Source organism: Silanimonas lenta DSM 16282 (assembly GCF_000429065.1).
In the GTDB taxonomy this organism is placed as follows: Bacteria; Pseudomonadota; Gammaproteobacteria; order Xanthomonadales; family Xanthomonadaceae; genus Silanimonas; species Silanimonas lenta.
In genome coordinates this window covers 242,186-267,758 of the sequence record NZ_AUBD01000005.1, presented here as the reverse complement: position 1 = coordinate 267,758, position 25,573 = coordinate 242,186, and the positions used below count along the sequence as shown (strand labels likewise).

26 protein-coding genes are annotated in these 25,573 nt (G+C 71.2%); 7 read left to right on the top strand and 19 right to left on the bottom strand.

The annotated features are described in order from the left end of the window. Window positions 1-57 precede the first annotated feature (57 nt). Together G408_RS0103830 and G408_RS15665 are read left to right on the top strand one after the other, a co-directional pair. A complete protein-coding gene (locus tag G408_RS0103830; protein ID WP_028770016.1) occupies window positions 58-777 on the top strand; it encodes an HAD family hydrolase in 720 nt (239 codons plus the stop codon). Next, window positions 774-2,108 (top strand): sialidase family protein, encoded by a 1,335-nt coding sequence (locus tag G408_RS15665; protein WP_051282582.1) that lies wholly within the window; start codon window positions 774-776, stop codon window positions 2,106-2,108. The genes G408_RS0103830 and G408_RS15665 overlap by 4 nt, the downstream gene beginning before the upstream one ends. On the opposite strand, the gene G408_RS0103820 is transcribed toward G408_RS15665, so the two are convergent. The 7 genes from G408_RS0103820 to G408_RS0103790 are packed head-to-tail and all read right to left on the bottom strand — an operon-like array spanning window position 2,093 to window position 8,560. Then, complete coding sequence (locus G408_RS0103820; RefSeq protein ID WP_028770015.1) at window positions 2,093-2,581, bottom strand: NUDIX hydrolase; 489 nt, start codon at window positions 2,579-2,581, stop codon at window positions 2,093-2,095. The two genes, G408_RS15665 and G408_RS0103820, sit on opposite strands and share 16 nt — an antisense overlap. Further along, window positions 2,578-3,441, bottom strand: coding sequence for an ATP-grasp domain-containing protein (locus G408_RS0103815; RefSeq protein ID WP_037412098.1), 864 nt, complete (start codon window positions 3,439-3,441; stop codon window positions 2,578-2,580). Before G408_RS0103815 ends, G408_RS0103820 begins: the two co-directional genes overlap by 4 nt. Window positions 3,442-3,463: 22 nt before the next feature. Continuing rightward, complete coding sequence (gene rfbD, locus G408_RS0103810; RefSeq protein WP_037412095.1) at window positions 3,464-4,387, bottom strand: dTDP-4-dehydrorhamnose reductase; 924 nt, start codon at window positions 4,385-4,387, stop codon at window positions 3,464-3,466. Beyond that, window positions 4,384-4,941, bottom strand: coding sequence for a dTDP-4-dehydrorhamnose 3,5-epimerase (gene rfbC, locus G408_RS0103805; RefSeq protein ID WP_028770012.1), 558 nt, complete (start codon window positions 4,939-4,941; stop codon window positions 4,384-4,386). Before rfbC ends, rfbD begins: the two co-directional genes overlap by 4 nt. Before the next feature lie 9 nt (window positions 4,942-4,950). After that, window positions 4,951-5,838, bottom strand: coding sequence for a glucose-1-phosphate thymidylyltransferase RfbA (gene rfbA, locus G408_RS0103800; RefSeq protein WP_028770011.1), 888 nt, complete (start codon window positions 5,836-5,838; stop codon window positions 4,951-4,953). 10 nt (window positions 5,839-5,848) lie between these two features. After that, on the bottom strand, window positions 5,849-6,907 hold the full coding sequence (gene rfbB, locus G408_RS0103795) for a dTDP-glucose 4,6-dehydratase (RefSeq protein WP_028770010.1): 1,059 nt from the start codon (window positions 6,905-6,907) through the stop codon (window positions 5,849-5,851). Between the two features lie 51 nt (window positions 6,908-6,958). Next, window positions 6,959-8,560: an electron transfer flavoprotein-ubiquinone oxidoreductase gene (locus G408_RS0103790; protein WP_028770009.1), complete on the bottom strand. Its 1,602-nt coding sequence runs from the start codon at window positions 8,558-8,560 to the stop codon at window positions 6,959-6,961. A gap of 137 nt (window positions 8,561-8,697) precedes the next feature. Here G408_RS0103790 and G408_RS0103785 point away from each other — a divergent pair, with 137 nt between their 5' ends. Next, window positions 8,698-9,354, top strand: coding sequence for an alpha-ketoglutarate-dependent dioxygenase AlkB family protein (locus G408_RS0103785; RefSeq protein WP_051282581.1), 657 nt, complete (start codon window positions 8,698-8,700; stop codon window positions 9,352-9,354). On the opposite strand, the gene G408_RS13030 is transcribed toward G408_RS0103785, so the two are convergent. From G408_RS13030 to G408_RS15225, 5 genes are read right to left on the bottom strand one after another with little or no spacing between them, the layout of a single operon-like run. Continuing rightward, the gene (locus G408_RS13030; RefSeq protein ID WP_084628048.1) at window positions 9,284-9,928 is read right to left on the bottom strand and encodes an ABC-type transport auxiliary lipoprotein family protein; all 645 of its coding nucleotides are present in this window, start codon (window positions 9,926-9,928) and stop codon (window positions 9,284-9,286) included. The genes G408_RS0103785 and G408_RS13030 overlap by 71 nt on opposite strands. Further along, complete coding sequence (locus G408_RS0103775; protein WP_028770007.1) at window positions 9,925-10,881, bottom strand: MlaD family protein; 957 nt, start codon at window positions 10,879-10,881, stop codon at window positions 9,925-9,927. The genes G408_RS13030 and G408_RS0103775 overlap by 4 nt, the downstream gene beginning before the upstream one ends. A gap of 1 nt (window position 10,882) precedes the next feature. Next, entirely contained in the window at window positions 10,883-11,683 is an 801-nt protein-coding gene (locus G408_RS0103770; protein ID WP_051282579.1) for an ABC transporter ATP-binding protein, read from the bottom strand. Between the two features lie 2 nt (window positions 11,684-11,685). Next, entirely contained in the window at window positions 11,686-12,795 is a 1,110-nt protein-coding gene (locus G408_RS0103765; RefSeq protein ID WP_028770005.1) for an MlaE family ABC transporter permease, read from the bottom strand. 10 nt (window positions 12,796-12,805) lie between these two features. Beyond that, complete coding sequence (locus G408_RS15225; RefSeq protein WP_028770004.1) at window positions 12,806-13,693, bottom strand: DMT family transporter; 888 nt, start codon at window positions 13,691-13,693, stop codon at window positions 12,806-12,808. Between the two features lie 85 nt (window positions 13,694-13,778). On the opposite strand from G408_RS15225, the gene G408_RS0103755 reads away from it, so the two are divergent. Continuing rightward, window positions 13,779-15,026: a threonine/serine exporter family protein gene (locus G408_RS0103755; RefSeq protein ID WP_051282578.1), complete on the top strand. Its 1,248-nt coding sequence runs from the start codon at window positions 13,779-13,781 to the stop codon at window positions 15,024-15,026. Window positions 15,027-15,086: 60 nt separating this feature from the next. Here the strand turns inward: G408_RS0103755 and G408_RS13025 are convergent, their stop codons facing one another. From G408_RS13025 to G408_RS0103740, 3 genes are all read right to left on the bottom strand, one after another. After that, the gene (locus G408_RS13025) at window positions 15,087-15,455 is read right to left on the bottom strand and encodes an H-NS histone family protein (RefSeq protein ID WP_037412089.1); all 369 of its coding nucleotides are present in this window, start codon (window positions 15,453-15,455) and stop codon (window positions 15,087-15,089) included. Between the two features lie 165 nt (window positions 15,456-15,620). Continuing rightward, window positions 15,621-17,339, bottom strand: a complete 1,719-nt coding sequence (locus tag G408_RS0103745) for a proline--tRNA ligase (RefSeq protein ID WP_028770002.1) — start codon at window positions 17,337-17,339, stop codon at window positions 15,621-15,623. A 55-nt stretch (window positions 17,340-17,394) separates the two neighbouring features. Next, window positions 17,395-17,781 carry a DUF4124 domain-containing protein gene (locus G408_RS0103740; RefSeq protein ID WP_028770001.1) on the bottom strand — a complete coding sequence of 129 codons (387 nt, stop codon included), beginning with the start codon at window positions 17,779-17,781 and terminating at the stop codon, window positions 17,395-17,397. 92 nt (window positions 17,782-17,873) lie between these two features. On the opposite strand from G408_RS0103740, the gene pssA reads away from it, so the two are divergent. From pssA to rimI, 3 genes are read left to right on the top strand one after another with little or no spacing between them, the layout of a single operon-like run. After that, window positions 17,874-18,656 carry a CDP-diacylglycerol--serine O-phosphatidyltransferase gene (gene pssA, locus G408_RS0103735; RefSeq protein WP_051282577.1) on the top strand — a complete coding sequence of 261 codons (783 nt, stop codon included), beginning with the start codon at window positions 17,874-17,876 and terminating at the stop codon, window positions 18,654-18,656. Further along, window positions 18,653-18,904 carry a hypothetical protein gene (locus G408_RS0103730; RefSeq protein WP_028769999.1) on the top strand — a complete coding sequence of 84 codons (252 nt, stop codon included), beginning with the start codon at window positions 18,653-18,655 and terminating at the stop codon, window positions 18,902-18,904. Before pssA ends, G408_RS0103730 begins: the two co-directional genes overlap by 4 nt. 6 nt (window positions 18,905-18,910) lie before the next feature. Beyond that, window positions 18,911-19,390 (top strand): ribosomal protein S18-alanine N-acetyltransferase, encoded by a 480-nt coding sequence (gene rimI, locus G408_RS0103725; protein ID WP_028769998.1) that lies wholly within the window; start codon window positions 18,911-18,913, stop codon window positions 19,388-19,390. A gap of 204 nt (window positions 19,391-19,594) precedes the next feature. On the opposite strand, the gene trhA is transcribed toward rimI, so the two are convergent. The 4 genes from trhA to metX form a co-directional block, all read right to left on the bottom strand. Beyond that, on the bottom strand, window positions 19,595-20,257 hold the full coding sequence (gene trhA, locus G408_RS0103720; RefSeq protein ID WP_051282576.1) for a PAQR family membrane homeostasis protein TrhA: 663 nt from the start codon (window positions 20,255-20,257) through the stop codon (window positions 19,595-19,597). Window positions 20,258-20,345: 88 nt separating this feature from the next. Further along, window positions 20,346-23,156, bottom strand: coding sequence for a valine--tRNA ligase (locus G408_RS0103715; RefSeq protein ID WP_028769996.1), 2,811 nt, complete (start codon window positions 23,154-23,156; stop codon window positions 20,346-20,348). Window positions 23,157-23,271: 115 nt separating this feature from the next. Continuing rightward, a complete protein-coding gene (gene metB, locus G408_RS0103710; RefSeq protein ID WP_028769995.1) occupies window positions 23,272-24,465 on the bottom strand; it encodes a cystathionine gamma-synthase in 1,194 nt (397 codons plus the stop codon). After that, on the bottom strand, window positions 24,462-25,535 hold the full coding sequence (metX, locus tag G408_RS13020) for a homoserine O-succinyltransferase MetX (RefSeq protein ID WP_051282605.1): 1,074 nt from the start codon (window positions 25,533-25,535) through the stop codon (window positions 24,462-24,464). Before metX ends, metB begins: the two co-directional genes overlap by 4 nt. Window positions 25,536-25,573 lie beyond the last annotated feature (38 nt).

Genomic DNA, 25,573 nt, shown 5'->3' with positions numbered 1-25,573 from the left:
GTCGCGGGTGAAAACGGGATGCGCCGGAGGTCAGGGATGGGCGGTTACACTGCACCGATGCCCACGATCCGCATGGTCGGCTTCGATGCCGACGACACCCTCTGGCACAGCGAGACCTATTTCCAGGCGGCGCATGCCGAGTTCGAGCGCATCGTCGGGCGCTACGTGGACCTGGCCGATGCCGGGGTGCACGAGCGCCTGCTCGCCACCGAGCGCGAGAACATCCGCCTGTTCGGCTACGGCGCCAAGGGCATGACCCTGTCGATGATCGAGACCGCCATCGCCCTGAGCGGCGAGCGCATCAGCGCCGCCGACCTGCACCGCATCGTGGCCCTGGGCAAGTCCATCCTCCAGCACCCGGTGGAACTGCTGCCGGGGGTGCGCGAGGCGGTGGCGGCGGTGGCGGCGACGCACCGCGTGGTGCTCATCACCAAGGGCGACCTGTTCCACCAGGAGCGCAAGGTGGCGGCCTCCGGACTTTCGGACCTGTTCCAGCGCATCGAGATCGTCAGCGAGAAGGACGAGGCGAGCTATGCCCGGCTGCTGCGCGAGTTCGAGGTCGAGGCCGGAGGCTTTGCCATGGTCGGCAATTCGCTGAAGTCGGACATCGCCCCGGTGCTGGCGCTCGGTGGCTGGGGCATCCACGTGCCCTATCCGCTGGTCTGGGCCCTGGAGCGGGCCGAGGTCGATCCCGCGCATCCGCGCTTCGCCAGCGTCGAGCACGCCAGCGCGGTGCCGGCGGTGCTGGCGCGCTGGGAAGAGGGCGTGGCGGCATGAGCGCGGCCGTGCGCCCGGGCAGCATGGGCCGGGGGCGGGCGCTGCTCGCTGCCGGGCTGCTGCTCCTGTCGATGGGGCTGCCGGCCGCGTCGCCGCCCTCGGCCTTGCAGGTGCAGGGGCTCGACTGGACGCCGGGCCCGGGCAGCGCCCAGCCCAGCGTGCTTGCCCTGCCTTCGGGCGAGCTGCTGCTCGGCTGGCAGCGCCGCGAGGGCGAGGACACCCGGCTGGAGTTCGCCCGCTTCCCCGCCGGTGCCACGGCGCCGGTGCAGCGCGGCGAGGTGGCGCGGGGCCGCGACTGGTTCGTGAACTGGGCCGACTTCCCGGCGCTGGCCGTGCTCGACAACGGCGACTGGGTGGGGTTCGTGCTGCGGACCTCGGCGGCCTCGCCCTATGCCTACGACATCCACCTGCTGCGCAGCACCGATGGCGGCCAGAGCTGGAGCGCGCCCACGCGGGTGAACGACGACGGGCAGGCGGTGCAGCACGGCTTCGTCTCCCTGCTGCCCGATGGCGAGGATCGCGTGCTGCTGGTCTGGCTGGACGGGCGGCAGGAGCCCCATGCCGCTCCGGCGCCGGGGCATGGACACGGCGCCGGCCACGGCGTGGCACCGGCCCACGGGCACGAGGAGGGCCCGATGAGCCTGCGCGCCGCCGTGCTGGGCCGCGACGGCGTGCCGCGCCAGCCGGCGCGTCTGGACGCCGACACCTGTTCCTGCTGCCAGACCGATCTGGTGCGCCGGGGCCGCGAGGTGCTGGCGGTGTACCGCGACCATGCCGAGGGCATCCGCGACATCGCCGTGGTGCGACGCGGGGCGGACGGCCGCTGGCGGGCGCCGGAGGCGGTGGCCGCCGATGGCTGGCGCATGCCGGGCTGCCCGGTGAACGGGCCGGCGGCGGCGGCGAATGGTGCGGTGGCGGCGGTGGCCTGGCCGACCATGGCCAAAGGCCCGCTGGAGGTGAAGCTGGCCCTGAGCCCGCGCGAGGGCGCCGGCTTCGGCCCGGCCTCGGTGCTGGAGGCGGGGGAGGGCGTGCTGGGTCGCGTCGATCTCGCGGCCTTCGGCGGCGGCTTTCTTGCCAGCTGGATCGGGCGCGAGGGCGAGGCGGCGGTGCTGCGGGTGGCCGAGCTCGATCATCGCGGCCGGGTGCGCGCGCGGCAGGACGTGGTGCGCCTGCCGCCGGGGCGGCAGATCGGCCACCCGCGGCTTGCGGCTGCGGGTGATCAGGCCCTGCTGGCCTGGACCGAACCGGGCCCCGAGGGCACGCGGGTGCGGGCGGCCTGGCTGCGGCGCGTCGCCGCGCCCGCGGGTAGCACGGCTCAGAAGCGCGAGTAGGCCCAGCGCACCGGGCGTCCATCGCGGTAGGGCATCACGCCGTGGAAGGGACGGCGGTCGCCGTCGAAGACCAGCGGCAGGAAGTGGCGGTCGCCTTCCCACATCGGCAGGTCCATCAGGCGCTCGAGCGGCACCCATTCCAGCGTGCCCTCCTCGTTGGCCGGCGGCGGCTCGCCCTCGAAGGCGGTAATGAGGAAGATGAAGCCCAGCCAGTCCTCGCCCTGCTTGCCGAAGCCCGGCCAGCTCACGGTGCCGCGCAGCTCCATGGCGGTGACGGTGATGCCGGCCTCCTCGTGCAGCTCGCGCGCCATGCCGGCGGCCACGTCCTCGTCGGCCTCGAGCTTGCCACCGAGACCGTTGTACTTGCCGAGGTGCTGGTCCTCCGGCCGGGCGTTGCGGTGGACCATCAGCACGTGGTGGCCGTCGGGCGAGAGCACGTAGCCGAGGGTGCCGACGATGGGGGTGTAGATCATGGCGTGGCGAGGACGGTGTCGAGGGCGGCGGCGAAGCGCTCGGCCGAGCCGGGCGCGAAGGGGAAGAACAGCGAGGGCTCGGTGAGCTCCAGTTCCAGCAGCCGCGGGCCGTCGGCCCCGGGCAGCAGATCGACGCGGGCGTAGAGCGGGAGACCGCCGGGAATGGCGGCCAGCACCCGGTGCGCCACCTCGAACTCCGCTGCGCTGGGCTCGCGCGGCGTGATCGCCTCGGGGGCGAACAGGGCGCGGGTGGCCTCGCCGTCGCGGGCCAGCAGCGGGCCCTTGCGGATGGCGTGCGAGTAGTGGCCGTTGAAGAACAGCAGCGCGGTCTCGCCCTGCGTGTCCACCGCCTCGAGATAGGGCTGGACGAGCACATGGCGGCCGGCCTCGAGCAGGCGCCGGACATGGGCCACGGCGGCGGCGCGGTTCGGCGCGGTGTAACGCTGGGTGTCGCGCGAGCCGGCGCCGATGCAGGGCTTCACCACGAACTCGTCGAAGGCCGGGAAGCCGGCCGGGTCCTCGCCGGGCGCGAGATAGTGGCTGGGCACCACCGGCAGGCCGGCCTGGGCCAGCTCGCCGAGGTAGCGCTTGTCGGTGTTCCAGCGCACGAGAGCGGGCGGGTTCAGTAGCCGGGTCCGGTCGGCCACGGCCTCGCACCAGCGCAGGAAGGCGTCCGGCTGCTGGGTGTAGTTCCAGGTGGATCGCAGCAGCACGAGATCGAAGCGCGCCCAAGATACCGTGGGGTCGTCCCAGGCCACCGGCTCGGCGTGATGGCCGCGGGCCTCCAGCGCTGCACGCAGGGGTGGCAGGTCCTCGTCGAGGGTGAAGGCAGCGATGGCGGTGGCGAGCGCGATGCGCATGGAAGGCAGGCGTCCGGGTGTTTCAGGAGGCGGTAGCGAGCTGGTCCAGTACCTCGTCGAGGCCCTTGCGCCAATGGCCGAGGCGCAGGCCGGCATCACGGGCCAGCTTGCCGGAATCCAGCACCGACCAGGCCGGGCGAGCCGCGGGCGTCGGATATTCGGTCGAGGCGATCGCCTCGACCACCGGCGCCCTTGGCAACAGTCCGCGGGACACCGCTCCAGCGAAAATCGCTTCGGCATAGGCATGCCAGCTCGTCTCGCCCTGCGGTGCGAGATGGTAGAGGCCGCGCGCGCCGGCCTCGAGGGCCCGCAGCGAGGCATCGGCGATCCAGTGCGCCGGGGTGGGAGCGCCGATCTGGTCGGCCACCACGCGCAGGTGCTCGCGCTCGGCGCCCACGCGCAGCATGGTGCGCAGGAAGTTGGCGCTGTGCGCGGCGTACACCCAGGCGAGGCGGAAGGTCACGGCCTCGGCGCCGCTGGCGGCGAGCGCCTGTTCCCCCTCGAGCTTGGTGCGGCCATAGACCGACACCGGGCCCGGGGCGTCGTCCTCGCGGTAGGGGCGGCTGCCGTCGCCGGCGAAGACGTAGTCGGTGGAGTAGTGCACCACCACCGCGCCGACCGCCCTGGCCACGGCCCCGAGCTCCCCCACGGCGTCGGCATTGATGCGCCGGGCGAGCGCCGGTTCGGATTCGGCCCGGTCCACCGCGGTGTAGGCGGCGGCATTGAGCACCACGGCAGGCTTCAGTTCCGCCACGAGGGCGGCGAGCGCGCCGGGCACCGAGAGATCGCAGGCGCGCGCGCTGCCGCCATCGGGCAGGCGGCCATGCAGCGCGCTCATCAGCGGCACCACGCCGCGCGCGGCCAGCGCCTTCCTCAATTCGGTGCCGAGCTGGCCGTCGGCCCCCACCAGCAGCACCGGGCCGCGGTCCAGGAGCGTGGCACTCATGGCGCGTAGACCGGCAGGCGTTCGGCCGGGATGTCGGCAAGGAAGGGGGTCTTGGCGTCCTTTTCCGAGAGCAGGGGATCGGAGACCGGCCAGTCGATGGCCAGCTGGCCGTCGTTCCAGCGCACGCCGGCATCGGCCTCGCGGTCGTAGAGCGCGGTGCAGAGGTAGGTGAAGGTGGCGCGTTCGCTCAGCACCACGAAGCCGTGGGCGAAGCCCTCCGGGATCCAGAACTGCCGGCGGTTCTCGGCGCTCAGCACGGCTGCCGTCCAGCGCCCGAAATGTGGCGAGCCTCGGCGGATGTCCACCGCCACGTCCCAGACCTCGCCCTCCAGCACCTGCACCAGCTTGCCCTGCGGGTTCGGCCACTGGTAATGCAGGCCGCGCAGCACGCCGCGGCTGGAGATGGAGACGTTCGCCTGCGCGAAGCTGGCGTGGATGCCGGCCGCGGCGAACTTCGCCGCGTTCCAGTGTTCGAAGAAGGCACCGCGGGCATCACCGAACACAGCAGGTTCGATGATCGTGCAGCCGGGCAGGGCGGCCTCGATGAACTTCATGTCATGTCCTCAGGCCACCGGGTCGTGGGTGAGCAGCGAGAGCAGGTACTGGCCGTAGCCGTTCTTCGCCAGGGGCCTGGCGAGGGCTTCGAGCTGGGCGGCGTCGATCCAGCCCTGGGTGTAGGCGATCTCCTCCGGGCAGGCCACGCGCAGGCCCTGGCGCTGCTCGATGGTCTCGATGAAGTTGCCGGCCTGCAGCAGGGACTCGTGGGTGCCGGTATCCAGCCAGGCGTAGCCGCGTCCCATTTTCTCGAGGTGCAGGGAGCCGTCCTCGAGGTAGCGGCGGTTGAGGTCGGTGATCTCGAGCTCGCCACGCGGCGAGGGCCTGAGCCCGGCCGCGAACTCCGGGGCCCGGCCATCGTAGAAGTAGAGGCCGGTGACGGCGTAGTTCGATTTCGGCTGCGCTGGCTTTTCCTCGAGGCCGACGACGCGGCCCTGCGCATCGAACTCGGCCACGCCGTAGGCCTTCGCATCCTTCACCCAGTAGCCGAACACGGTGGCGCCGGTGGTGCGGGCGTCGGCCCGGTTCAACAGTTCGGTGAAGCCACTGCCGTAGAAGATGTTGTCGCCCAGCACGAGGCAGGAGGGCGCGCCGTCGAGGAAGTCACGGCCGAGGATCAGGGCCTGGGCGAGGCCGTCGGGGCTGGGCTGCGCCACGTACTCGAAGCGCATGCCCCACTGCGCGCCATCGCCCAGCAGGGCCTGGAACAGGGGCTGCTCGTGCGGGGTGTTGATGACCAGCACCTCGCGGATGCCGGCCAGCATCAGCACCGAGAGCGGGTAGTAGATCATCGGCTTGTCGTATACCGGCAGCAGCTGCTTGCTCACGCCCTTGGTGATCGGGTAGAGCCGGGTGCCGGAACCGCCGGCGAGGATGATGCCCTTGCGCTGGGTCATGGCGCTCTCCTCAGGCCGCCGTGCCGATGCGCTCGAGGCGGTAGCTGCCGTCGAGGATGTTGTTCACCCAGGCCTCGTTGGCGAGGTACCAGTCGACGGTACGGGAAAGCCCTTCCTCGAAGCTCACCGTGGGCGCCCAGCCGAGTTCGCGCTTGAGCTTGGAGGCGTCGATGGCGTAACGCTTGTCGTGGCCGGGGCGGTCCTTCACGAAGGTGATCTGCACCCGCCGCGACTGGCCGTCGCTGCGCGGGCGGCGCTGGTCGATGGCATCGCAGAGGGCGTGCACCACCTCGAGGTTGCGGCGTTCGGCGTCGCCTCCGACGTTGTAGGTCTCGCCGACGCGGCCGCGCGCGAGCACGGCACGGATCGCCGCGCAGTGGTCGCCCACGTAGAGCCAGTCGCGTACATTGCTGCCGTCGCCGTACACCGGCAGCGGCTCGCCCTTCACCAGCTTCTGGATCATCAGCGGGATCAGCTTCTCGGGGAACTGGTAGGGCCCGTAGTTGTTCGAGCAGTTGGTCGTCAGCACCGGCAGCCCGTAGGTGTGGTGGAAGGCGCGGACGAGGTGGTCGGACGCCGCCTTGGAGGCCGAGTAGGGCGAGTTCGGGGCGTAGGGCGTCTCTTCGGTGAAATGGCCGGTGTCGCCGAGCGATCCATAGACCTCGTCGGTGGAGACGTGCAGGAAGCGGAAGGCCGCGGCCTTGTCGGGCGGCAGTCCCTTCCAGTAGTCGCGGGCGGCCTCGAGCAGGGCGAGGGTGCCGACGACATTGGTCTCGATGAAGGCGGCCGGGCCGTCGATCGAACGGTCGACATGGCTCTCGGCGGCGAAGTTGATCACCGCATCGACGCCGTGCTCCGCCAGCAGGTGCGAGACCAGGGCGCGATCGCCGATGCTGCCGTGCACGAAGACGTGGTCGGGGTCGCCTTCCAGCGAGGCCAGGGTCTCGCGGTTGCCGGCATAGGTGAGGGCATCGAGGTTCACGATGCGGGCGAGCTTCTTCTGCCGCGCCTCGAGCACGAAGTTGCCGCCGATGAAACCGGCACCGCCGGTGACCAGCCAGGTCTGCATGGAGTTCGCTCCTTGGTGTGTCGGGCCGCGTCCGGCGGCCCCATGGGGGGATCAGAGGTTCTGGTAGTTCGGGCCGGCGCCGCCCTCCGGCGTCACCCAGTCGATGAGCTGGTACGGGTCCTTGATGTCGCAGGTCTTGCAGTGCACGCAGTTGGCGGCATTGATCTGCAGGCGCGTGCCGGCCTCGTCCCTGACGATCTCGTAGACGCCGGCAGGGCAGAAGCGGGTGCAGGGATTGCCATACTCCTCCGCGCATTTCGTCACGCAGACGCTGGTGTCGGCCACGCGCAGGTGCACCGGCTGGTCCTCGTCGTGCTCGGTGGCGGCGAAATACACGCCGGCGAGGCGGTCGCGCGGCGGCAGGGAGCGTTCGACGTAGTCGCGCTTCGGCGATTCCTGCTCGGAAAGTTTGGTCAGCGCGCTCCAGTCGGGCGAGACCTTGAGCGTCCAGGGCGAAGCGCCGCCGGTGAGGGTCTCCCAGCCCGAGTTCAGCAGGCCGAACCACAGGCCCTTCTTGAAGCCCGGCTTGAAGTTGCGTACCCGGCGCAGTTCGGCCACCACCGGCGAGGCGCGCAGGGCGGCATCGAAGCCCTCCGCCACCGGGCCCTTCGCCGCCACGTGGTCGGCGGCCAGCATGCCGCTGCGGATGGCCTGGTGCACGCCCTTGATCTTCGGCACGTTGACGAGGCCGGCATCGCAGCCGATCAGGATGGCGCCGGGCATCTCCACCTTCGGCAGGCTCTGGTAGCCGCCCGTCACGATGGCCCGCGCGCCGGCCGAGAGGAGGCTGCCACCCTCGAGCAGGGGCTTCACCGTGGGATGGTGCTTCCACTGCTGGAAGGCTTCGTAGGGCTGGTAGTTCGGATCGCGGTAGTCGAGGCCCGAGACGTAGCCGAGGGCGATGCGGTTCTCCGTCAGGTGGTAGAGGAAGCTGCCGCCATAGGTACGCGAGTCGGCCGGCCAGCCGAGGCTGTGCACGATCTTGCCGGGCGTGACGCGGCCTTCCGGCACCTGCCAGAGCTCCTTGATGCCGATGGAATAGCTCTGCGGGTCGCAGTCCTTGTCCAGCGCGTAGTGCCGGATCAGGCGCTTGGCGAGATGCCCGCGCGCGCCTTCGGCCAGCACGGTGAGCCTGGCGCGGATGTCGATGCCCTGGGTGTAGGTGGGTTTGGGTGAGCCATCCTTTGCCACGCCCATGTCGCCGATGCGAACCCCTACCACCCGGCCGTCTTCGATCAGCGTCTCCGCGGCGGCGAAGCCGGGGTAGAGCTCGACGCCCAGGGCCTCGGCCTGCGGCGCCAGCCAGGCGCAGGTGGCGCCGAGCGAGACGATGAAATTGCCGTGGTTCGCCATCTGCGGCGGCACGACGGGGAACTTGAAGCCGCCGGTCTTGGTGAGGAACCAGAACTCGTCCTCGGTGGCCGGCACGCAGATCGGCGGCGGGTTCTCGCGCCAGCCGGGCAGCAGTTCGTCCAGCGGTCCTGGCTCGATCACCGCGCCGGAGAGGATCTGGGCGCCGATGGTCGAGGCCTTCTCGATCACGCAGACCGAAGTCTCGGGCGACTTCTGCTTCAGGCGGATGGCGAAGGCGAGGCCGGCGGGGCCAGCGCCGACGACGACCACGTCGTACTCCATCACATCGCGTTCGGACATAAGCGGGACCTTGGGATTTCCGTGGGGCGCTGGGCCATGCAGCCCCGTATTGTGGCCGGGGGAGGGAGGAAAGTCATGGCAAGCCGCCGCCGGGCCGGCTCGCGGCGTATTCACCGCGCCGCTGGCGACAATACGGGATGGTCCAGGGCAGCCTGTTCGAAGCCGATCCTGCGAAGCCCCTGCCCTTTGCGGACTGGGTGGTCTGGCATCGCGGCTGGCTGCCGGCCAGCAAGGCCTCGGCGCTCGCCGATGCGCTGCGCGCCGAGGTGCTTTGGAGCGTGCACCGCATCCGCATGTTCGGCCGCTGGGTGGATTCGCCGCGGCTCAGCTGCTGGATGGGCGAGCCAGGGGCGAGCTACCGCTATTCCGGCGCCGTGTTCGAGCCCGAACCCTGGCACCCGGCGATCGAGGCCCTGCTGCCGCGGCTCGAGGCCGCCTGCGGAGCGCGCTTCAACAGCGTGCTCCTGAACCGCTACCGCGACGGCCGCGACGCCATGGGCTGGCACAGCGACGATGAGCCGGAGCTCGGCCCGGCGCCGGTGATCGCCTCGCTGAGCCTCGGGGCGCCGCGCCGCTTCCTGATGCGATTGAAGGCCGATCACGCCACCAGGCGGGAGTGGCGGCTGGGGCACGGCGATCTTCTGCTGATGCGAGGGGAGTGCCAGCGCCTCGCCCAGCACGCCCTGCCGCGCATGGCCGGGCTGGGGGAGGAACGGATCAACCTCACCTTCCGCTGGATCCGGCCTGCGCCGTCTCCAGCACCCAGACCCGTAGCTCGCCCGCCAGTTCGCTGAGCGCGGCCTCGAAGGCGGGCACGGCCTCGGGCAGCCTGCCGCGGCCGGCCGGGGCTTCGGCGCGGAAGCGGCGGCTGGCCAGCACCCGCTGGCGCCGCTGCTCCACCAGGGTGGCCTGCAGTTCCACCTGCGCCACACTGGCCTTGCGGCTCTCCGGGAAGGCCACCTCGAAGTGCCGGAGATCGAGGCGCAGCAGGTACTCGGTGCCCACGTTGTCGCTGGGCCGCACCACGGCGCGGAAATGCTCCCCCTCGCCTAGGGCATCCACCAGCACCGCCTGCACCAGGGCCGGGGCGGCATCGGCCCAGACCGCGCCGGCATAGACCTGCAGGCGGCTCGGTTCCGGGCGCACGGCGATGCGGTTGCTGTCGAGCAGGGTGCTGGCGTTCGGCTCGGCGATGGCCAGGCTGGCATCGAGCCTCGGCAGGTCCTCGTCGGCGGGCAGGGCCACCTGCGGTGCGTACACCGTGAGCACCGGCTTGTCGCCGAGCGAGACGCAGCCCGCCAGCAGCGGCGCCAGCAGCCAGGGCAGGAGGGCCGCCACGCGGCGGGACGCAGGGGTCGTGGGGCTCATGGCTTGAACTCCTCGGGGACGGGGCCGCCCAGCAGGGCCCGCGAGGGGCTCTCCTCGATGCGGGCGGTGGCGCGGTTGAGCTGCCGCAGTAGGCTGCGCAGCTCGGCAAGCGTCGGCCCGACCTGGGTAAGCCCGCTGCGGCTGAACTGCTCGACCGCACCGCGGTTCTCCTCGACCAGCAGGTTGGCGTTCTTCGAGAGCGCCTCGAACTCGACGAGACTGCGGTCCAGCTTCTGCAGGATGCCAGGGAGATCCCGGTCGATCGCCGCCACGCTGCGGTCGAGCCCGCCCAGCGTGCCTTCCGCCTTGGCCAGCACGCGGTCGAGCCGTTCCGCCGCGCTGCGGGCGTCGCGCAGCATCCCGGCGATCTCCTCCCGCTCGGCCGCCAGCGTGCCCGTCACCTGCTCCAGATGGGCCATGGTGCGGGAGACATTGGCCACCGTCTGGTCGTCGAGCATGCGGTTGATCCGCAAGAGCACATCGCTCGCAGTGGTGGTGATGTCCTCGGAGGAGGCCAGCAGCTTGGCCAGAGCCGATTCCTGGGCGGTGATGCGCGGCAGGCCTCCGCCCTCGAGGCGGTCCTTCAGCATGGGGCTGCCCGGGCTGCCGCCGGAGAGCTGGATCTGGGTGACGCCGGTCAGGCCGACGAAGGCCAGCCGGGCCGTGGTGTCGGTCTTCACCGGTGTGTCGGCGACCACGCGGATGCGGGCGATCACCCGGCTCGGGTCCTTGCGGTCGAGGAACAGTTCGCGCACCTCGCCCACGGCGATGCCGTTGTACTGCACCACGCCGCCGCGGCTGAGACCGGTCACCGCCTCGGTGAATACCACTTCGTACTCGTCCCAGCTGCGGTCGGAGACCACCTTCGCCGTCCACAGGGCGAACAGCAGGGCCAGCACCGCCACCGCCAGGGTGAAGGCGCCGACCAGCACATGGTGCGCTTTGGTTTCCATCTCAGGCCTCGCGTCGCGCGGAACGGCCGCGCGGTCCGTGGAAATACGCCTGCACCCAGGGGTGCGGGAATGCCTCGACCTCGGCCACCGGGGCGCAGCAGACCACCCTGCGGTCGGCCAGCACGGCCACCCGGTCGCAGATCGCGTACAGGGTGTCGAGGTCGTGGGTGATGAGGAAGACGGTGAGCCCCAGCGCCTGCTTGAGGTCGAGGATCAGCTGGTCGAAGGCGGCGGCGGCGATCGGATCGAGGCCGGCGGTGGGCTCGTCGAGGAACAGCAAAGGCGGATCGAGTGCCAGGGCACGCGCCAGCCCGGCGCGCTTGCGCATGCCCCCGGAGAGCTGCGCCGGCAGCTTGTGCGCTGCCTCCGGCCCAAGGCCGGCAAGACGCATCTTCATCCAGCACAGGGCGTGCATCAGGTCCTCGGGCAGGCCGTGGTGCTCGCGCACCGGCACCATGATGTTCTCGAGCACGGTGAGCGAGGAGAACAGCGCGCCGCCCTGGAACAGCACCCCGGTCTGGCGCTCGATGGCGAGCCGCTTCGCCGGATCATCGCTCAGGGCATCGATGCCGAACACCCGCACGCTGCCCGCCTGGGGCCGGCGCAGGCCGAGGATGCTGCGCATCAGCACCGATTTCCCCGAACCGGAACCGCCCACCACGCCGACGATCTCGCCGCGCCGCACGGTGAGGTCGAGGCCCTCGTGCACTACCTGGGCGCCGAAGGCATTGGTGAGTCCGCGCACCTCGATGGCCGGGGCGCCGGGGTCGGGCTCGCAGGGCGGGATGCGCAGCTCCTCCATGCCTAGAAGCCCATCTCCATGAACCAGAGCGCGGCGAGCGCGTCGATCACGATCACCAGCGAGATGGTCTGCACCACGCTGGAGGTGGTGCGCTCGCCCACCGACTGCGCCGTGCCCTGCACCTGCATGCCCTCGAGGCAGCCAATGAGGCCGATGACCAGGGCGAACACCGGGGCCTTGGCCATGCCGACGAGGAAATGCCGCACCTCGATGGTCTCGTGCAGGCGGGCGATGAACATGTCGGGCGAGATGCCGAGCATGGAAGCGCCGATGGTGATGCCGCCGCCGATGCCGGCCAGCATCGCGAGGAAGCTGAGCAGGGGCAGCATCAGCAGCAGGGCCACCAGCCGGGGCAGCACCAGCAGTTCCATCGGGTCGAGGCCGAGGGTGCGGATGGCGTCGATCTCCTCGCCGCTCTGCATGGCGCCGATCTGTGCGGTGAAGGCGCTGGCGGTGCGCCCGGCCAGCAGCACCGCGGTGAGCAGCACGCCGAACTCGCGCAGGAAGGCGATGCCGATCAGCTCGACGACGAAGATCTCGGCACCGAACTCGGCCAGCACCTCGGCCCCGAGGAAGGCCACCACCGCGCCCACCATGAAGCTGAGCAGCAGCACCAGGGGCACGGCATCGAGGCCTACGCTCTCCATGTGCGCCACGGTGGCGGTGAAGCGCCAGCGCCGCGGGTTGCCGGCCACCTTGAGCGCGGTGAGCAGAGCCTCGCCGGTGAAGGCGACCAGCGCCAGCACCTCCTTCGCGTAGTCCTCCACCGTGAAGCCGGCGCGGGCGAGCAGGGCGCGGAAGCCGTAGTCCTTCTCCACCCGGCGCGCCGGGCTGGTGCAGATGTCCTGCACCGCCGCGAACAGCGGCGCATGCTCCGGGCGCAGGGCGAGGGCGTCCACCGCCAGCCCGAGGCGGCGCGCGAGGCGCCAGAGCAGCATGGCGCCGCTGGCATCGAGCTGGCCGATGCCGCGGGCGTCGAGGCGCTGCGCACCGGCCGCGCCCGATCCGGCGAAGGCCTCGAGCTGCCGGGCATGGGCGAGCGTCCAGTCGCCGGCGGCGAGCCACTGGCCGGGCTGGCCCGGGTCCTCGCGCAGCAGCGGCGTCTCGGCCATTCGGCTCCTTTCAGGCGGGGATCAACATGCAGCCGACGCCGGCCAGCGTGCACACCACGCCGGCGATGGCGCGGCGGGTGAGCGGCTCCTTCAGCCAGGCCCAGGCGAGCAGCAGGATGAAGACCGACGAGCTCTCGTTGAGGATAGCCGCCACCGAGGCCGAGGTGAACTTGTAGCCGCCCAGCCAGAACACCATCGAGAGGAACTGGCCGACGAAGGCCGCCAGCACCAGCTTGCGCCAAGGCAGGCCCCGCAGCGGCGGCAGCAGGGGCGTGCCGCGGTGCCGGGCCATGAGGCCGCCCACCAGCAGCAGGCCGCCCACCGCCCCGAGCATGCGCAGGCCGGTGACCCAGAGCAGGGGCTGCGATTCCAGAGTGCGCTTCACCATCACGATGGCCACCGCCATCAGCAGGATGGCGGCAAGGCCGATGGCGAGGCCGCGCAGCAGGGCCGGGCCGCCGCCGGCATCGCCGGCGCGGCGTTCGGCCACCAGGAAGACGCCGAGGCTCACCAGGCCGAAGCCGAGGAACTGCAGCAGTGTCAGGCGCTCGTCGAGGAACAGGAAGCTGAGCAGGATGACCGCCGGGCTGTAGACATTGCCGAGGATGCCCATGCGCCCGGCGCCGAGCTGGTTGAGCGCGCGGAAGTACAGGGTGTCGGCCACGGCGATGCCGACAAAGCCGCTGGCGAGCGCGATGGCGACCGAGCCGGCATCGAAGGCGGGCAGGGCCGGGCCGTGTAGCAGCGGGATGGCGAGCGCCACCATGCCCAGCACCAGCAGGTTCTTCACCAGGTTGAGCTGCAGGGGCGGCAGGCTCGCGCCGAGCTGGCGGTAGAGGATGACGCCCACGGCCCAGGCGGCCGCCGAGAGCAGGGAGAACAGTTCACCGAGGCCCATGCGGAGCGGGACGGATGCCGGGCCGGCCGGCGGGAGGCGGCGATTGTCCGCGATGCCGGGGGCTTTCTGCCATGCTTTCCCGGCCATGACCATCGCCGCCAGCCCGTTCCGCCACCGTTGCAACTTCATCGTCGAGCTGGCGCGGCGCCTGCACGCCTGCGGCACTTCCACGCCGCGTCTCGAGGGCGCCATCCGCGTGGTCTCGCAGCGGCTCGGGGTGCATACCGAGATCTGGAGCAATCCCACCGGCATCATCCTGTCCTTCTCCACGCCGCAGAACAGCGACGGCGCGGAGATCACCCGCGTGCTGCGGCTCTCGCCGGGCGACATCGACCTCAGGGCCATGGCCATGGTCGACGACATCGCCGAGCGGGTGATGGCCGGCACGCTGGAGGTCGAGGCCGGTCTCCAGGCCCTCACCGTGCTCGACCGCCCGCCGACCCGGAAGCGACTCGCGGCCACGGTGCTGGCCTTCGGCCTCGCTTCCGGCTCGGTGGCCGCCCTGCTGCGCACCAGCGTGGCCGACGTGCTGGCCTCGGCCCTGATCGGCCTCCTGATCGGGCTGATCGCCGTGCCGGCCGCCAAGCGCCCGCGGCTCAACGAGGCCAGCGAGGCCCTGGCCGCGATGATCGCCACCTTCGTGGCCTCGGCGATCGCGGCCTTCCTCGTCCCGCTCTCGCTGCAGACCGTGGTGATCGCCTCGCTGATCGTGCTGATGCCCGGCCTGATGCTGACCACCGCGGTGGCCGAGCTTTCCAGCGGCAACTGGGCCTCGGGCACGGCGCGCTTCGCCGGCGCCAGCGTGGTGCTGCTCAAGCTCACCTTCGGCACCATCGCCGCCACCCAGCTCGTGCATGCCATCGGCTGGCAGCCGCGCCTCGCCACCGGGGCCAGTCTCGCCCCGTACTGGGAATGGCTGGGCCTGCTGGTGGGTTCCGGCGCCTTTGCCGTGCTGTTCGGGGCTGCCCGGCGCGACGTGCCGGTGGTGATGGCGGGAGCCTGGATCGGCTATGGCCTCACCCGTATCGGCGGCGAGTACCTCGGCCTTGCCTCCGGGCATTTCGCCGGCGGTGTGTTCTTCGCCGGTCTCGGCGTGGCGGCGATTTCGAATGCGTACGGACGGATTTTCCGCCGCCCCGGCGCCCTCCTCAGGGTGTCCGGCATCATCCTCTTGGTGCCCGGCAGCGTGGGCTTCCGCAGCCTCACCTCGGTGCTGGAGCGCGACGTGGCCCTGGGGCTGGATACCGCGGTGGCGGTGCTCGCGGCGCTCACCGCCCTGGTGGCCGGGCTGCTGTTCGGCAATCTGCTGGTGCCGCCGCGGCGGCATCTGTAGGGCGCCGTGAAACGAAAACGCCGCCCCGGCCGCTGGGCCGGGACGGCGGTGGTTGCGGCATCAGATCGCGAATTCCTCGCGGGTGCGGCCCCGTGCGATTTCCGCGGCCAGCCACTTCGGCATGATGCCGCGGCCCGACCAGGTCTCGCCGGTTTCCGGATGGCGGTATTTCGGCGGCACCTTGCTCCCCTTGGCCGGAGATTTGCGGGGTTTTGCCCCTGCCTTCCTGCCGGGTTTGCGGCCGCCCGCCGCGGCCTTGCCGCCGAGCACTTCGGCCAGGGTATAGCCATGCTTCTTCGCCAGCGCCGCCAGGGCCTTGCGCACCTCGGCGAGCGGTGGGCGCTTCTGCAGTTTCTGCTTGCGCTGCTTGGCTTTCGAGATCAGGGCATCCAGCTCCTTCGGGGAGAGTCCTTCCAGGTTCACGGGCATATCGGGCTCCTCGTGGGTGTGGAATGTCCGGGGGGTATCCGGAAATTCCGCCCATGGTAATCGCCCGGGCCGGGCATGGGAAATGGCCGGGGTTTCCCCGAAGGATTCATTCGCCGGGGCGCGCCGCCGCGGCCCCGGCTCCGGGCCGGAGACTTTCGTCCGTCTTCAGGCGCCGAGGCGGGCCAATACCTGCTCGCGGCCGAGGTTCTCCGCGGCCTCGGCCGTGCGGGCGCGGTATTCGAAGGTGCCCGCGGCCAGCCCGCGTTCCGACACCACCACCCGGTGCGGGATGCCGATCAGTTCGATGTCGGCGAACATCTGTCCTGGCCGCAGGCCGCGGTCATCGAGCAGCACCTCCACGCCGCGGGCCGAAAGCTCGCCATAGAGGGCCTCGGCCGCCGCGGTCACCGCCGGATCCTGCTTCGGGTTGATGATGCAGACCGCCACCCGCCACGGGGCCATCGCCTCCGGCCAGCGGATGCCGTTTTCGTCGTGGTTCTGCTCGATGGCAGCGGCCACGATGCGCGACACGCCGATGCCATAGCAGCCCATGGACATCACCTGCGCCTTGCCCTCGGCATCCAGCACGGTGGCTCCCATGGCCTCGGCATATTTGCGTCCGAGCTGGAACACGTGGCCCACCTCGATGCCGCGGGCGATGCGCAGCCGGCCCTGGCCGTCGGGCGAGGGGTCGCCCTCCACCACATTGCGCAGGTCGGCCACCAGGGCAGGCTCCGGCAGGTCGCGGCCGAAGTTCACGCCGGCGAGATGGAAGCCATCCTCGTTGGCGCCCACCACGAAATCGGCCATGACGGCCACGCTGCGGTCGGCGATCACCGTCAGTGGCCGGCGCGGGGCCACCGGCCCGAGGAAGCCCGGGGCGGCACCGAGGTGCTCGCGGATCTCCTCCTCGGTGGCCAGGCGGTGCTCGGCCAGCCCAGGGAGCTTGGAGAGCTTGATTTCGTTGAGCGTGTGGTCGCCACGCAGCAGGGCCAGCACGAAGCCGCTGCCGCCGAGCGCGGCAGGATCGCCCATGAGGGCCACCGACTTCACCGTGCGCTCGAGCGGCAGGCCGAGCAGGGCCGCCACCGCTTCGCAGGTGCGCTGGGTCGGCGTGGCGACCTTGCGCAGGGCCTCTGCCGGGGCCGGGCGCGGCGTGGCCGGGGCCAGGGCCTCGGCCAGCTCCACGTTGGCAGCGTAGTCGGACGCGTCGGAGAAAGCGATGGCATCCTCGCCGGATTCGGCCAGCACGTGGAACTCGTGCGAGGCGCTGCCGCCGATGGCGCCGGTGTCGGCGGCCACGGCGCGGAAGCGCAGGCCGAGCCGGGTGAAGATGCGCCCGTAGGCCTCGTACATGTTCGCGTACTCCTTCGCCAGGCATTCCGGCGTGAGGTGGAAGGAGTAGGCGTCCTTCATCAGGAACTCGCGGGCCCGCATCACACCGAAGCGCGGGCGGATCTCGTCGCGGAACTTGGTCTGGATCTGGAAGAAGTTCTTCGGCAGCTGACGGTAGCTGGACAGCTCGCTGCGCGCGAAGTCGGTGATCACTTCCTCATGGGTGGGGCCGAAGCAGTACTCCTGCCCCTTGCGGTCGGTGATCTTCAGCAGCTGGCCGCCGAAGCGGGCCCAGCGCCCGGTCTCCTCCCACAGCTCGCGCGGCTGCACCGCCGGCATCAGTACCTCGATGGCCCCGGCGCGCTCCATCTCCTCGCGCACCACGCCCTCCACCTTGCGCAGCACCCGCAGGCCCAGTGGAGTCCAGGTGTAGAGGCCGGCACCGAGCCTGCGCACCATGCCGGCGCGCAGCATCAGGCGGTGGCTGACGATCTCGGCGTCGGCCGGGGTTTCCTTGGTGGTGGAGAGGTGGAAGCAGGACAGGCGCATGGGCAGGCGAAAGGCAGCAAAGCCGCCATTCTAGCCCCGGCCCGGGGGCGCTGCTTCAGCCGCCAACGCAATAGGCGCGAATGGCCTGCTCGGCGAGACGACGCTGGGTGGCGCGGTCTTCTTCGGTGAGGCGCTGCAGCTTTCCGCTGCCATCCTTGTCCATCTCCAGCGGTGCTCCTGAGTTCAGCTGCTCCAGCGCCAGCCGGGCACGCTCACAGGCCGCCCTGTCTTCCGGGCGCTGGGCATCGGCGGTTTCAGCCGGCTTGGGCGAATCGGTGCCCACCGTCTGGCTGCGCACCCCCCGTACCTCGTACTTCACCCCGGTGGGCGGGGTCTGGGCGTAATGGCGCACGCCATTGGCATCGACCCAGGTGTAGACCGGGTCCTGGGCCAGCAGGGGGGTGGCCAGGGCCATGCCGAGGGCGAGGACGAGGCAGCGCATGGAGTGGCTCCGGAAGGGGGATGGGGGCATGGTAGCGCCATCCCGGCCGGGCGTGCAGGCCGGGGGCGGCCGCCAGCGGCTACACTCGCGGGATGGACGACCTGCCCCACGACGCCGCGGCCCGGCGGCCGCGCAGCCGGCACATCTACCTGCTGCCCAATCTGCTCACCACGGCGAACATGTTCGCCGGCTTCTACGCCATCCTCGCCGCGGCCAATGGCCGTTTCGAGGCGGCCTGCATCGCCGTGCTGGTGGCCGGGCTGTTCGATGGCGTGGATGGCCGGGTGGCGCGGATGACCGGCACCACCAGCGAGTTCGGGGTGCAGTACGACTCGCTCTCCGACCTCATCAGCTTCGGCATGGCCCCGGCGCTCGTCATGTTCCACTGGGCCCTGGTGCAGTTCACCCTCGACGGCGGCACCCTGGCCAAGGTGGGCTGGGCCGCGGCCTTCCTCTACGTGGCCTGCGCCGCCCTGCGGCTTGCCCGCTTCAATGTCTCCGCCGGTTCGGCCGACAAGCGCTGGTTCATCGGCCTGGCCAGTCCGGCCTCGGCCGGCGCCATGATCAGCGTGGTCTGGTGCCTCACCAGCCTTGGCTATACCGGGGACGAGATGCGCTGGGTGGCGCTGGCGGTCACCGTGGCCTGCGCCCTGCTGATGGTCAGCCGCATCCGCTTCTTCAGCTTCAAGGCCTGGCCCGGCGACCGGGTGCCGTTCTGGTTCATGCTGCTGGTGGTGGCGGTGCTGGTGGCCCTGCTGATCGATGCCGCCAAGGTGGTGTTCGTGGTCGCCATGGCCTATGTGCTGAGCGGCCCTGCGCTCTGGCTGTGGCAGCGCCGCCGCCCGGCCACGCCGCCGGGAGCAGGCGCGCCATGAACCCCGGGCCGCTTGCCCGCCGCAGCCTCGAGGCCATGGGCTACCGGCTCTGGGTGCGGCGCGGGGCCGCGCCCGTGGCGCCCCCGCGGCTGGCCGATCGCGGGCTGCCGCCGGCCCTGCGGGCCCGGCTGGAGCGCTGGGTGGGGGCTCTCTGGCAGGAGTGGCCGGCGCCCGAGGGCACGCCACGGGACGCTGCCTTCAAGCGGGCGCTCTGGCGCCGCGTGCGCGACTGGCGGCGTGGAGGCTGAAGGCGCATGGCCGCCGCGCGGCTGCAGGAGGCGGTGCAGTTCCGGCCGATGCGGCAGGTCGACGTGCCGCTGGTGGCCGCGATCGAGGCGCGGGCCTATGCCTTCCCCTGGACACCGGGCATCTTCCGCGATTGCCTGGGCGCGGGTTACCAGTGCTGGGTGGCGGAGTCGGCCGAGGGGGTACTGGGCTATGGCGTGCTCAGCATCGGCGCCGACGAGGCGCATCTGCTGAACCTCTGCGTGGACCCGGCCTGGCAGGGCCGGGGGCTTGGCCGGCGGCTGCTCCGGCGGATGATCGACCTTGCCCGCTGGCACATGGCCGACCGGGTCTTCCTCGAGGTGCGGCCCTCGAACCCGGCCGCGATCGCGCTCTATGCCAGCGAGGGCTTCAACGAGATCGGCCAGCGGCCGCGCTACTACCCGGCCAAGGACGGGCGGGAGGATGCGATCGTGATGGCGATGGAGCTGCTTCCGCCGGAGCGCTAGGCGGCATGGCGCGGATTCGGGCGCGGCGCTCCGGGTGTTCCGCCGCGAGCCGCGACGCCGCGGGTGGCGTTTCGCGGCAAGCGAGCCATGGATGGCGAGCGCCCGAGTCGGGGCAGGAGTGCCCCGACCGAGGGAAGAGCGAAATGCCGCACGCGGCAGGCAGGCTCGCCCGCGACCGCCGTCTGCACGAGATATGCGCGCGGCTCAGTGCCCCCAGACCTGCGTCGCCACCGCCGCGAAGTGCAGGCCGCTGCCGGCCAGCACGAAGCCATGCCAGATGGTGTGGGTGTAGCGGATGCGCCGGCTCAGGTAGAACAGGGTGCCGAGCGTGTAGGCCACGCCGCCGGAGAAGATCCACAGCAGGGCCCAGCTGCTGAGCTGCTCGGTCATCGGCTTGATGGCGACGATGGCGAGCCAGCCCATGGCGATGTAGATCAGGGTGGAGAGCAGCCTGAATCGCCCCCGGGTCAGCAGCTTGAACACCACGCCGCCGATGGCCAGGGTCCAGATCGCGCCGAACAGCCACCAGCCCGTGCCGTGCTCGCGCAGGCCGACCAGGGTGACCGGGGTGTAGGTGCCGGCGATCAGCAGGTAGATCGCGCAGTGGTCCAGCAGCTTGAGGCGGGCCTTCAGCGCGGTCTTGAAGGGCGCGGCGTGGTACAGGGTGGAGGCGGTATAGAGCAGCACCAGGGTGGTGCTGAAGACGATCGCACTGGCGAGCTGCCAGCCATCGCCCCAGAGGGCGGCGAGGGTGATCAGCACCGCCGCCCCGGCCACCGAGAGCACCGCTCCCGCGCCATGGGTGATCGCGCTCCAGCGCTCGTCGCGCAGGGCGTGGGCCAGGCCATGGAGGTTGAGGTCGGTCATGGCGCGCACCCTGCCCGAAACGGAGCGGGTCCGCCAGTGCGGCCGAGGGGCGGCGGAGGGGGCCGTTCAGCCCGGCGCCCGTCGGGGGTTACAGGCGCCCGCGGTTGGCCTTCAGGCCCTCCAGCATCGTCGTCCATTCGGCGAGGCGGCGGCGCTCCTGCTCGACCACGGCCGCCGGCGCATTGGCCACGAAGGTCCCGGAGCCCAGCTTGCCCTGGCACTTGGCGATCTCGCCCTCGACGCGCCTGATCTCCTTGTCGAGCCGGGCGCGCTCGGCCTCCAGATCGACGAGGCCTTCGAGCGGCACCAGCAGGGTGAGTTCGCCGAGCACCGCGGCGGCGGCCGGCGGCGGGTCGCCCTGCACCCAGCCGATCGACTCGAGCCGGGCGAGGAACTTGAGACCGCCCGAATGGCGCTCGATCTGCGCCGCATCGCCCTTGCCCGAGAGCAGCAGGGGCACGGCCTTGCCCGGCGGCACGCCGAGCTGGCTGCGGATCGAGCGCAGGGCGCTGATGACGGACTTGAGCCACTCGATGTCGGCCGCGGCACGGGCGTCGGTGAGCGCGGCATCGAAGGCGGGGTAGGCCTGCACGCTGATCGAACCGCCGCCGAGGCCGAGCTTCGGCGCGACGTGCGACCAGATCTCCTCGGTGATGAAGGGCATCAGCGGGTGCAGCACGCGCAGGCTCTGCTCGAGAACGTAGAGCAGGGTATGGCGGGTCGAGGCGATGGCGGCGGCATCACCGCCTTGCAGGGCGGGTTTGGCGAGCTCGAGGAACCAGTCGCAGACCTCGTTCCACACGAACTCGTACATGGCCTGCGAAGCGAGGTCGAAGCGGTAGGCGGTAAACTGCACCTCCACCTCGCGCAGCAGCTGCTGCAGGCGGTCGAGGATCCAGCGCTCGGCGTCCGTGGTCGGGGTGGGCACACCCGAGGCCGTAAAGCCCTCGGTGTTCATCAGCACGAAGCGCGCCGCGTTCCACAGCTTGTTGCAGAAGTTCTTGTAGCCCTCGCAGCGGGCGAGGTCGAACTTGATGTCGCGGCCATGGGTGGCGAGCGAAGCGAAGGTGAAGCGCAGGGCATCGGCGCCAAAGGCCGGGATGCCGTTCGGGAATTCCTTGCGTGTGGCCTTCTCGATCTTCGGCGCGTCGCTCGGTTTCATCAGGCCGCTGGTGCGCTTGGCGACCAGCGCCTCGAGGCTGATGCCATCGATGAGGTCGATGGGGTCGAGCACATTGCCCTTCGACTTCGACATCTTCTGGCCGTCCTTGTCGCGGACGAGGCCGGTGATGTAGACGTCCTTGAACGGCACCTCGCCCGTGAAGTGCCCGGTCATCATGATCATCCGGGCCACCCAGAAGAAGATGATGTCGAAGCCGGTGACCAGCACCGAGGAGGGCAGGTAGCGGTCGAAGCCGCGCGCGGCCATGGCCTCGGGATCGGGCCAGCCCATGGTGGCATGTGGCCAGAGGGCCGAGCTGAACCAGGTCTCCAGCACGTCGCTGTCCTGGCGCAGGGCCACGTTTTCTCCGAGGCCATGCTTTGCCCGCACCTCGGCCTCGTCGCGGCCGACGTAGACCCGGCCGGCCTCGTCGTACCAGGCCGGGATGCGGTGGCCCCACCAGAGCTGGCGGCTGATGCACCAGTCCTGGATGTTCTCCAGCCAGTGCCGGTAGGTGCTGGTCCAGGTGTCGGGCACGAAACGCACGCGGCCGCTTTCCACCGCCTCGAGGCCCTTCTTCGCGAATTCGTCCATCCTCACGAACCACTGGTCGGTGAGGTAGGGTTCGATCACCTGCCCGGTGCGGTCGCCGCGCGGCACCATCAGCTTGTGCGGCCTGGCCTCGACCAGCAGGCCCTCGGTTTCCAGTTCCGCCAGCACGGCTTTGCGCGCCTCGAAGCGGTCGAGACCTCGGAAGCGTTCCGGTGCAGCGTCGTTGAGGTGTGCCGTGTCGGTGAACAGGTTGATCATCGGCAGGCCGTGCCGCTGCCCCACCGCATAGTCGTTGAAATCGTGCGCCGGGGTCACCTTCACCACGCCGGTGCCGAAGGCGCGGTCGACGTAGGCATCGGCGATCACCGGGATCGTGCGGCCGCAGAGCGGCAGGCGCACCTGCTTTCCGACGAGGTGGGCATAGCGCGGGTCCTCGGGGTGCACCATCACGGCGACGTCGCCGAGCATCGTCTCCGGGCGGGTGGTAGCGACCACGAGGTAGTCGCGGGTCTCGCGCAGGGTCACGTTGCCCTCGGCATCGCGCTCGACGTGCTCGTAGGTGGCGTCGACCAGCGGGTAGCGGATCGACCACAGGTGGCCGTTCTCCTCCTCGCTCACTACCTCGAGATCGGAGATCGCGGTCTTCAGCACCGGGTCCCAGTTGACCAGCTTCTTGCCGCGGTAGATGTAGCCCTGCTCGTACAGGCGCACGAAGGTCTCGATTACGGCCTTCGAGGGCATCGGGTCCATGGTGAACACGCTGCGCGACCAGTCGCCGGAGCTGCCGAGGCGGCGCATCTGCCGCTCGATGGTGCCGCCGGACTCCTGCTTCCACTCCCAGACCTTCTCGATGAACTTCTCGCGGCCGAGGCCGTCGCGGGTCTCGCCCTTGCCCGCGAGGTGCAGGTTGCGCGAGACCACCATCTCGGTGGCGATGCCGGCATGGTCGGTGCCGAGCTGCCAGAGGGTGTCGAAGCCGCGCATCCGGTGGTAGCGGATGAGCGTGTCCATCAGGGTGTGCTGGAAGGCATGCCCCATGTGCAGGGTGCCGGTGACGTTCGGCGGCGGCAGCAGGATGCTGTAGGCCGGCTTCGAGGCATCGCCGGAGGGCTTGAACAGGCCGGTGGCTTCCCAGTGGGCGTACCACTTCGATTCGAAGGTGCTGGGCTCGAAGCTCTTGTCCATGCGGCGCGCGACCGGCCCCTGGGCCGGTCGGAAGGTCTCGTAAAGGGGCGCCAAGCCTAGCAAATCCGCGCCGGGCCCCGGCTCGGGGGCGGCGCAGGCCCCGCGTGGCGCCGCCTCAGCCCGAGGCCGCTTCGCGCCCGGCCGCCGCGGCCACCCGGGCCGCCCGCGCCAGCCCGGCCGCGAGGTCGGCCTCGAGGTCGCGGTGGTGCTCGATGCCCACCGAGAGCCGCAGCAGGCCCTCGCCGATGCCGGCGGCGGCGCGGGCCTCGGGGCTCATGGCGGCATGGGTCATGGTGGCGGGATGGGCGACGAGGCTCTCCACGCCGCCCAGCGATTCGGCGAGGGTGAAGTGGCGCAGGCCCTCGCAGAAGGCCCGGGCGGCCGCCGCGCCGCCGCGCAGCTCGAAGCTCAGCATGGCGCCGAAGCCGCGCTGCTGCCGGGCCGCCAGCGCATGCCCGGGGTGGCTGGGAAGGCCCGGGTAATGCACCGCGGCCACCGCCTCGTGGCCGACGAGCCGCACCACCAGCGCCCCGGCGTTCTCCTGGTGCACCCGCAGGCGGGCATCGAGGGTGCGCAGCCCGCGCAGGGTGAGGAAGGCGTCGAAGGGCGAGCCGGTGAGCCCGAGGGCATTGGCCCACCAGGTGAGGCGTTCGTGCAGTTCCGGCGTTCTGGCCACCACCGCGCCGCCCACCACGTCGCTGTGGCCGTTGATGTACTTCGTGGTCGAATGCACCACGAGGTCGGCGCCGAAGTCGAGGGGGGTTTGCAGGGCCGGCGAGAGGAAGGTGTTGTCGACCACCACGAGGGCGCCCACGCGCTTCGCCGCTTCGGCGACGAAGCGCAGATCGGTGATGCGCAGCAGCGGGTTCGAGGGCGTCTCGATCCAGACCAGGGCCGGGGCCGGGTCGAGCGCCTGGCTGAGCTGGCGCGGACAGGTGAAGTCGATGGTGAGGAGCTCGAAGGCGCCCTTCTTCGCCAGCGCATTGAACAGGCGCCAGCTGCCGCCGTAGGCATCGTGCGGCACGACGAGGCGCTGGCCCGGCTCGAGCAGGCTCAGCACCAGGGTGATCGCCGCCATGCCGGTGGCGGTGACGATGCCGCCCGCTCCGCCCTCGAGTCCGGCGAGCGCCTCGCCCAGCAGGTCGCGGGTGGGGTTGCCGCTGCGGGTGTAGTCGTAGCGCCGCTTCTCGCCGAAGGCCGCGAAGCTGAAGTTGGAGGACAGCACGATCGGCGGCACCACCGCGCCGTGGGCGGTGTCGGTGTCGATGCCGGCGCGCACGGCGCGGGTGGCGGGTTCGAAGCGGCTCATGCAAAGGCCTCGGGCGGCGAGAGGAGCGGGGAAGAATGGGGAACGGAGGGCGGCATGGTCGCGCCGGCCCGTGGAGCGAGTGCCCGGGAAAGCAGGCGGGCGATCTGCTCGGGCTCCTTCAGGAAGGCGTCGTGGCCGTAGAGCGAGCGGATCACCGCGAACTCGGCAGGGCCGCCAAGCGCAAGGGCCAGCCGGCGCAGGCTTGGCAGGGGCACCAGCCGGTCTTCCTCGACGGCGATCACCGTGGCCGGGGTGCGGATGCGCGCCGGATCGACCCGGTGCTGGTCGATCGATTCGGAGAGGCGGCGCAACGCGATCGGGCTGAACACCGCGGCGAAGCGCGCGCCGGCGGCCTCGAGGTAGTCCTCGGCGGCGCAGCGCAGGCGGCCGTCCTGCCAGCGGGGTTCCGCATCGAAGCGCTGGGCGAACTCCTCCGGCGTGCGGTAGCTCAGCATGGCGAACTGGCGGGCGAGCGCCACCGCCTCGGGGCGGTCCTGGCCCAGCTCCAGCACCCTGCGCTGCAGGGCTCGCCAGGCCGCGGCATAGGGGTCGGCGCGGTCGCCGCCGCTGATCAGCACCAGGCGCTCGACCAGGGCCGGGTAGCGCTCGGCGAAGGCGAGCGCCACCATCGCCCCATAGCTGCTGCCGACGACGGAGGCCAGGCGGGCAAGGCCGAGGTGGTCGAGCAGCACGGCCAGTGCATCGGCCTGGTCCTGGGTGGCGATGGGGGCGTCGAGGCTGCCGTCGCGGCCCACCCAGTCGAAGCTGAGCACCCGGCAGCGCGCGAGGTCGAAGGGCCGGCCCGGCCCCACCTGCGCCTGCCACCAGCCGGCGGGTTCGTCCTTCGCCACGGCGGCGACATGGCGGGTGGCCGAGATGCCGCCGAGCACGGCATGCACCGGTGCGCCCTCGGCGCCGATGAGCCGCCAGCGCAGGTGCAGGCGCTGTACGCCGGCCCGGCGCAGGGCGAGTCGGGTGGCGAGCACGCCTTCGCGCCGGGGGGCGTCGGGAGGCGATGCGGGCGGGGAGGGCGAAACCTGGGCGGGGGAATCGAGGGCGGCGAGGGGCATGGCGGGGCTCCGGTGGCCCATCCCCTGCGGCGGCCGGC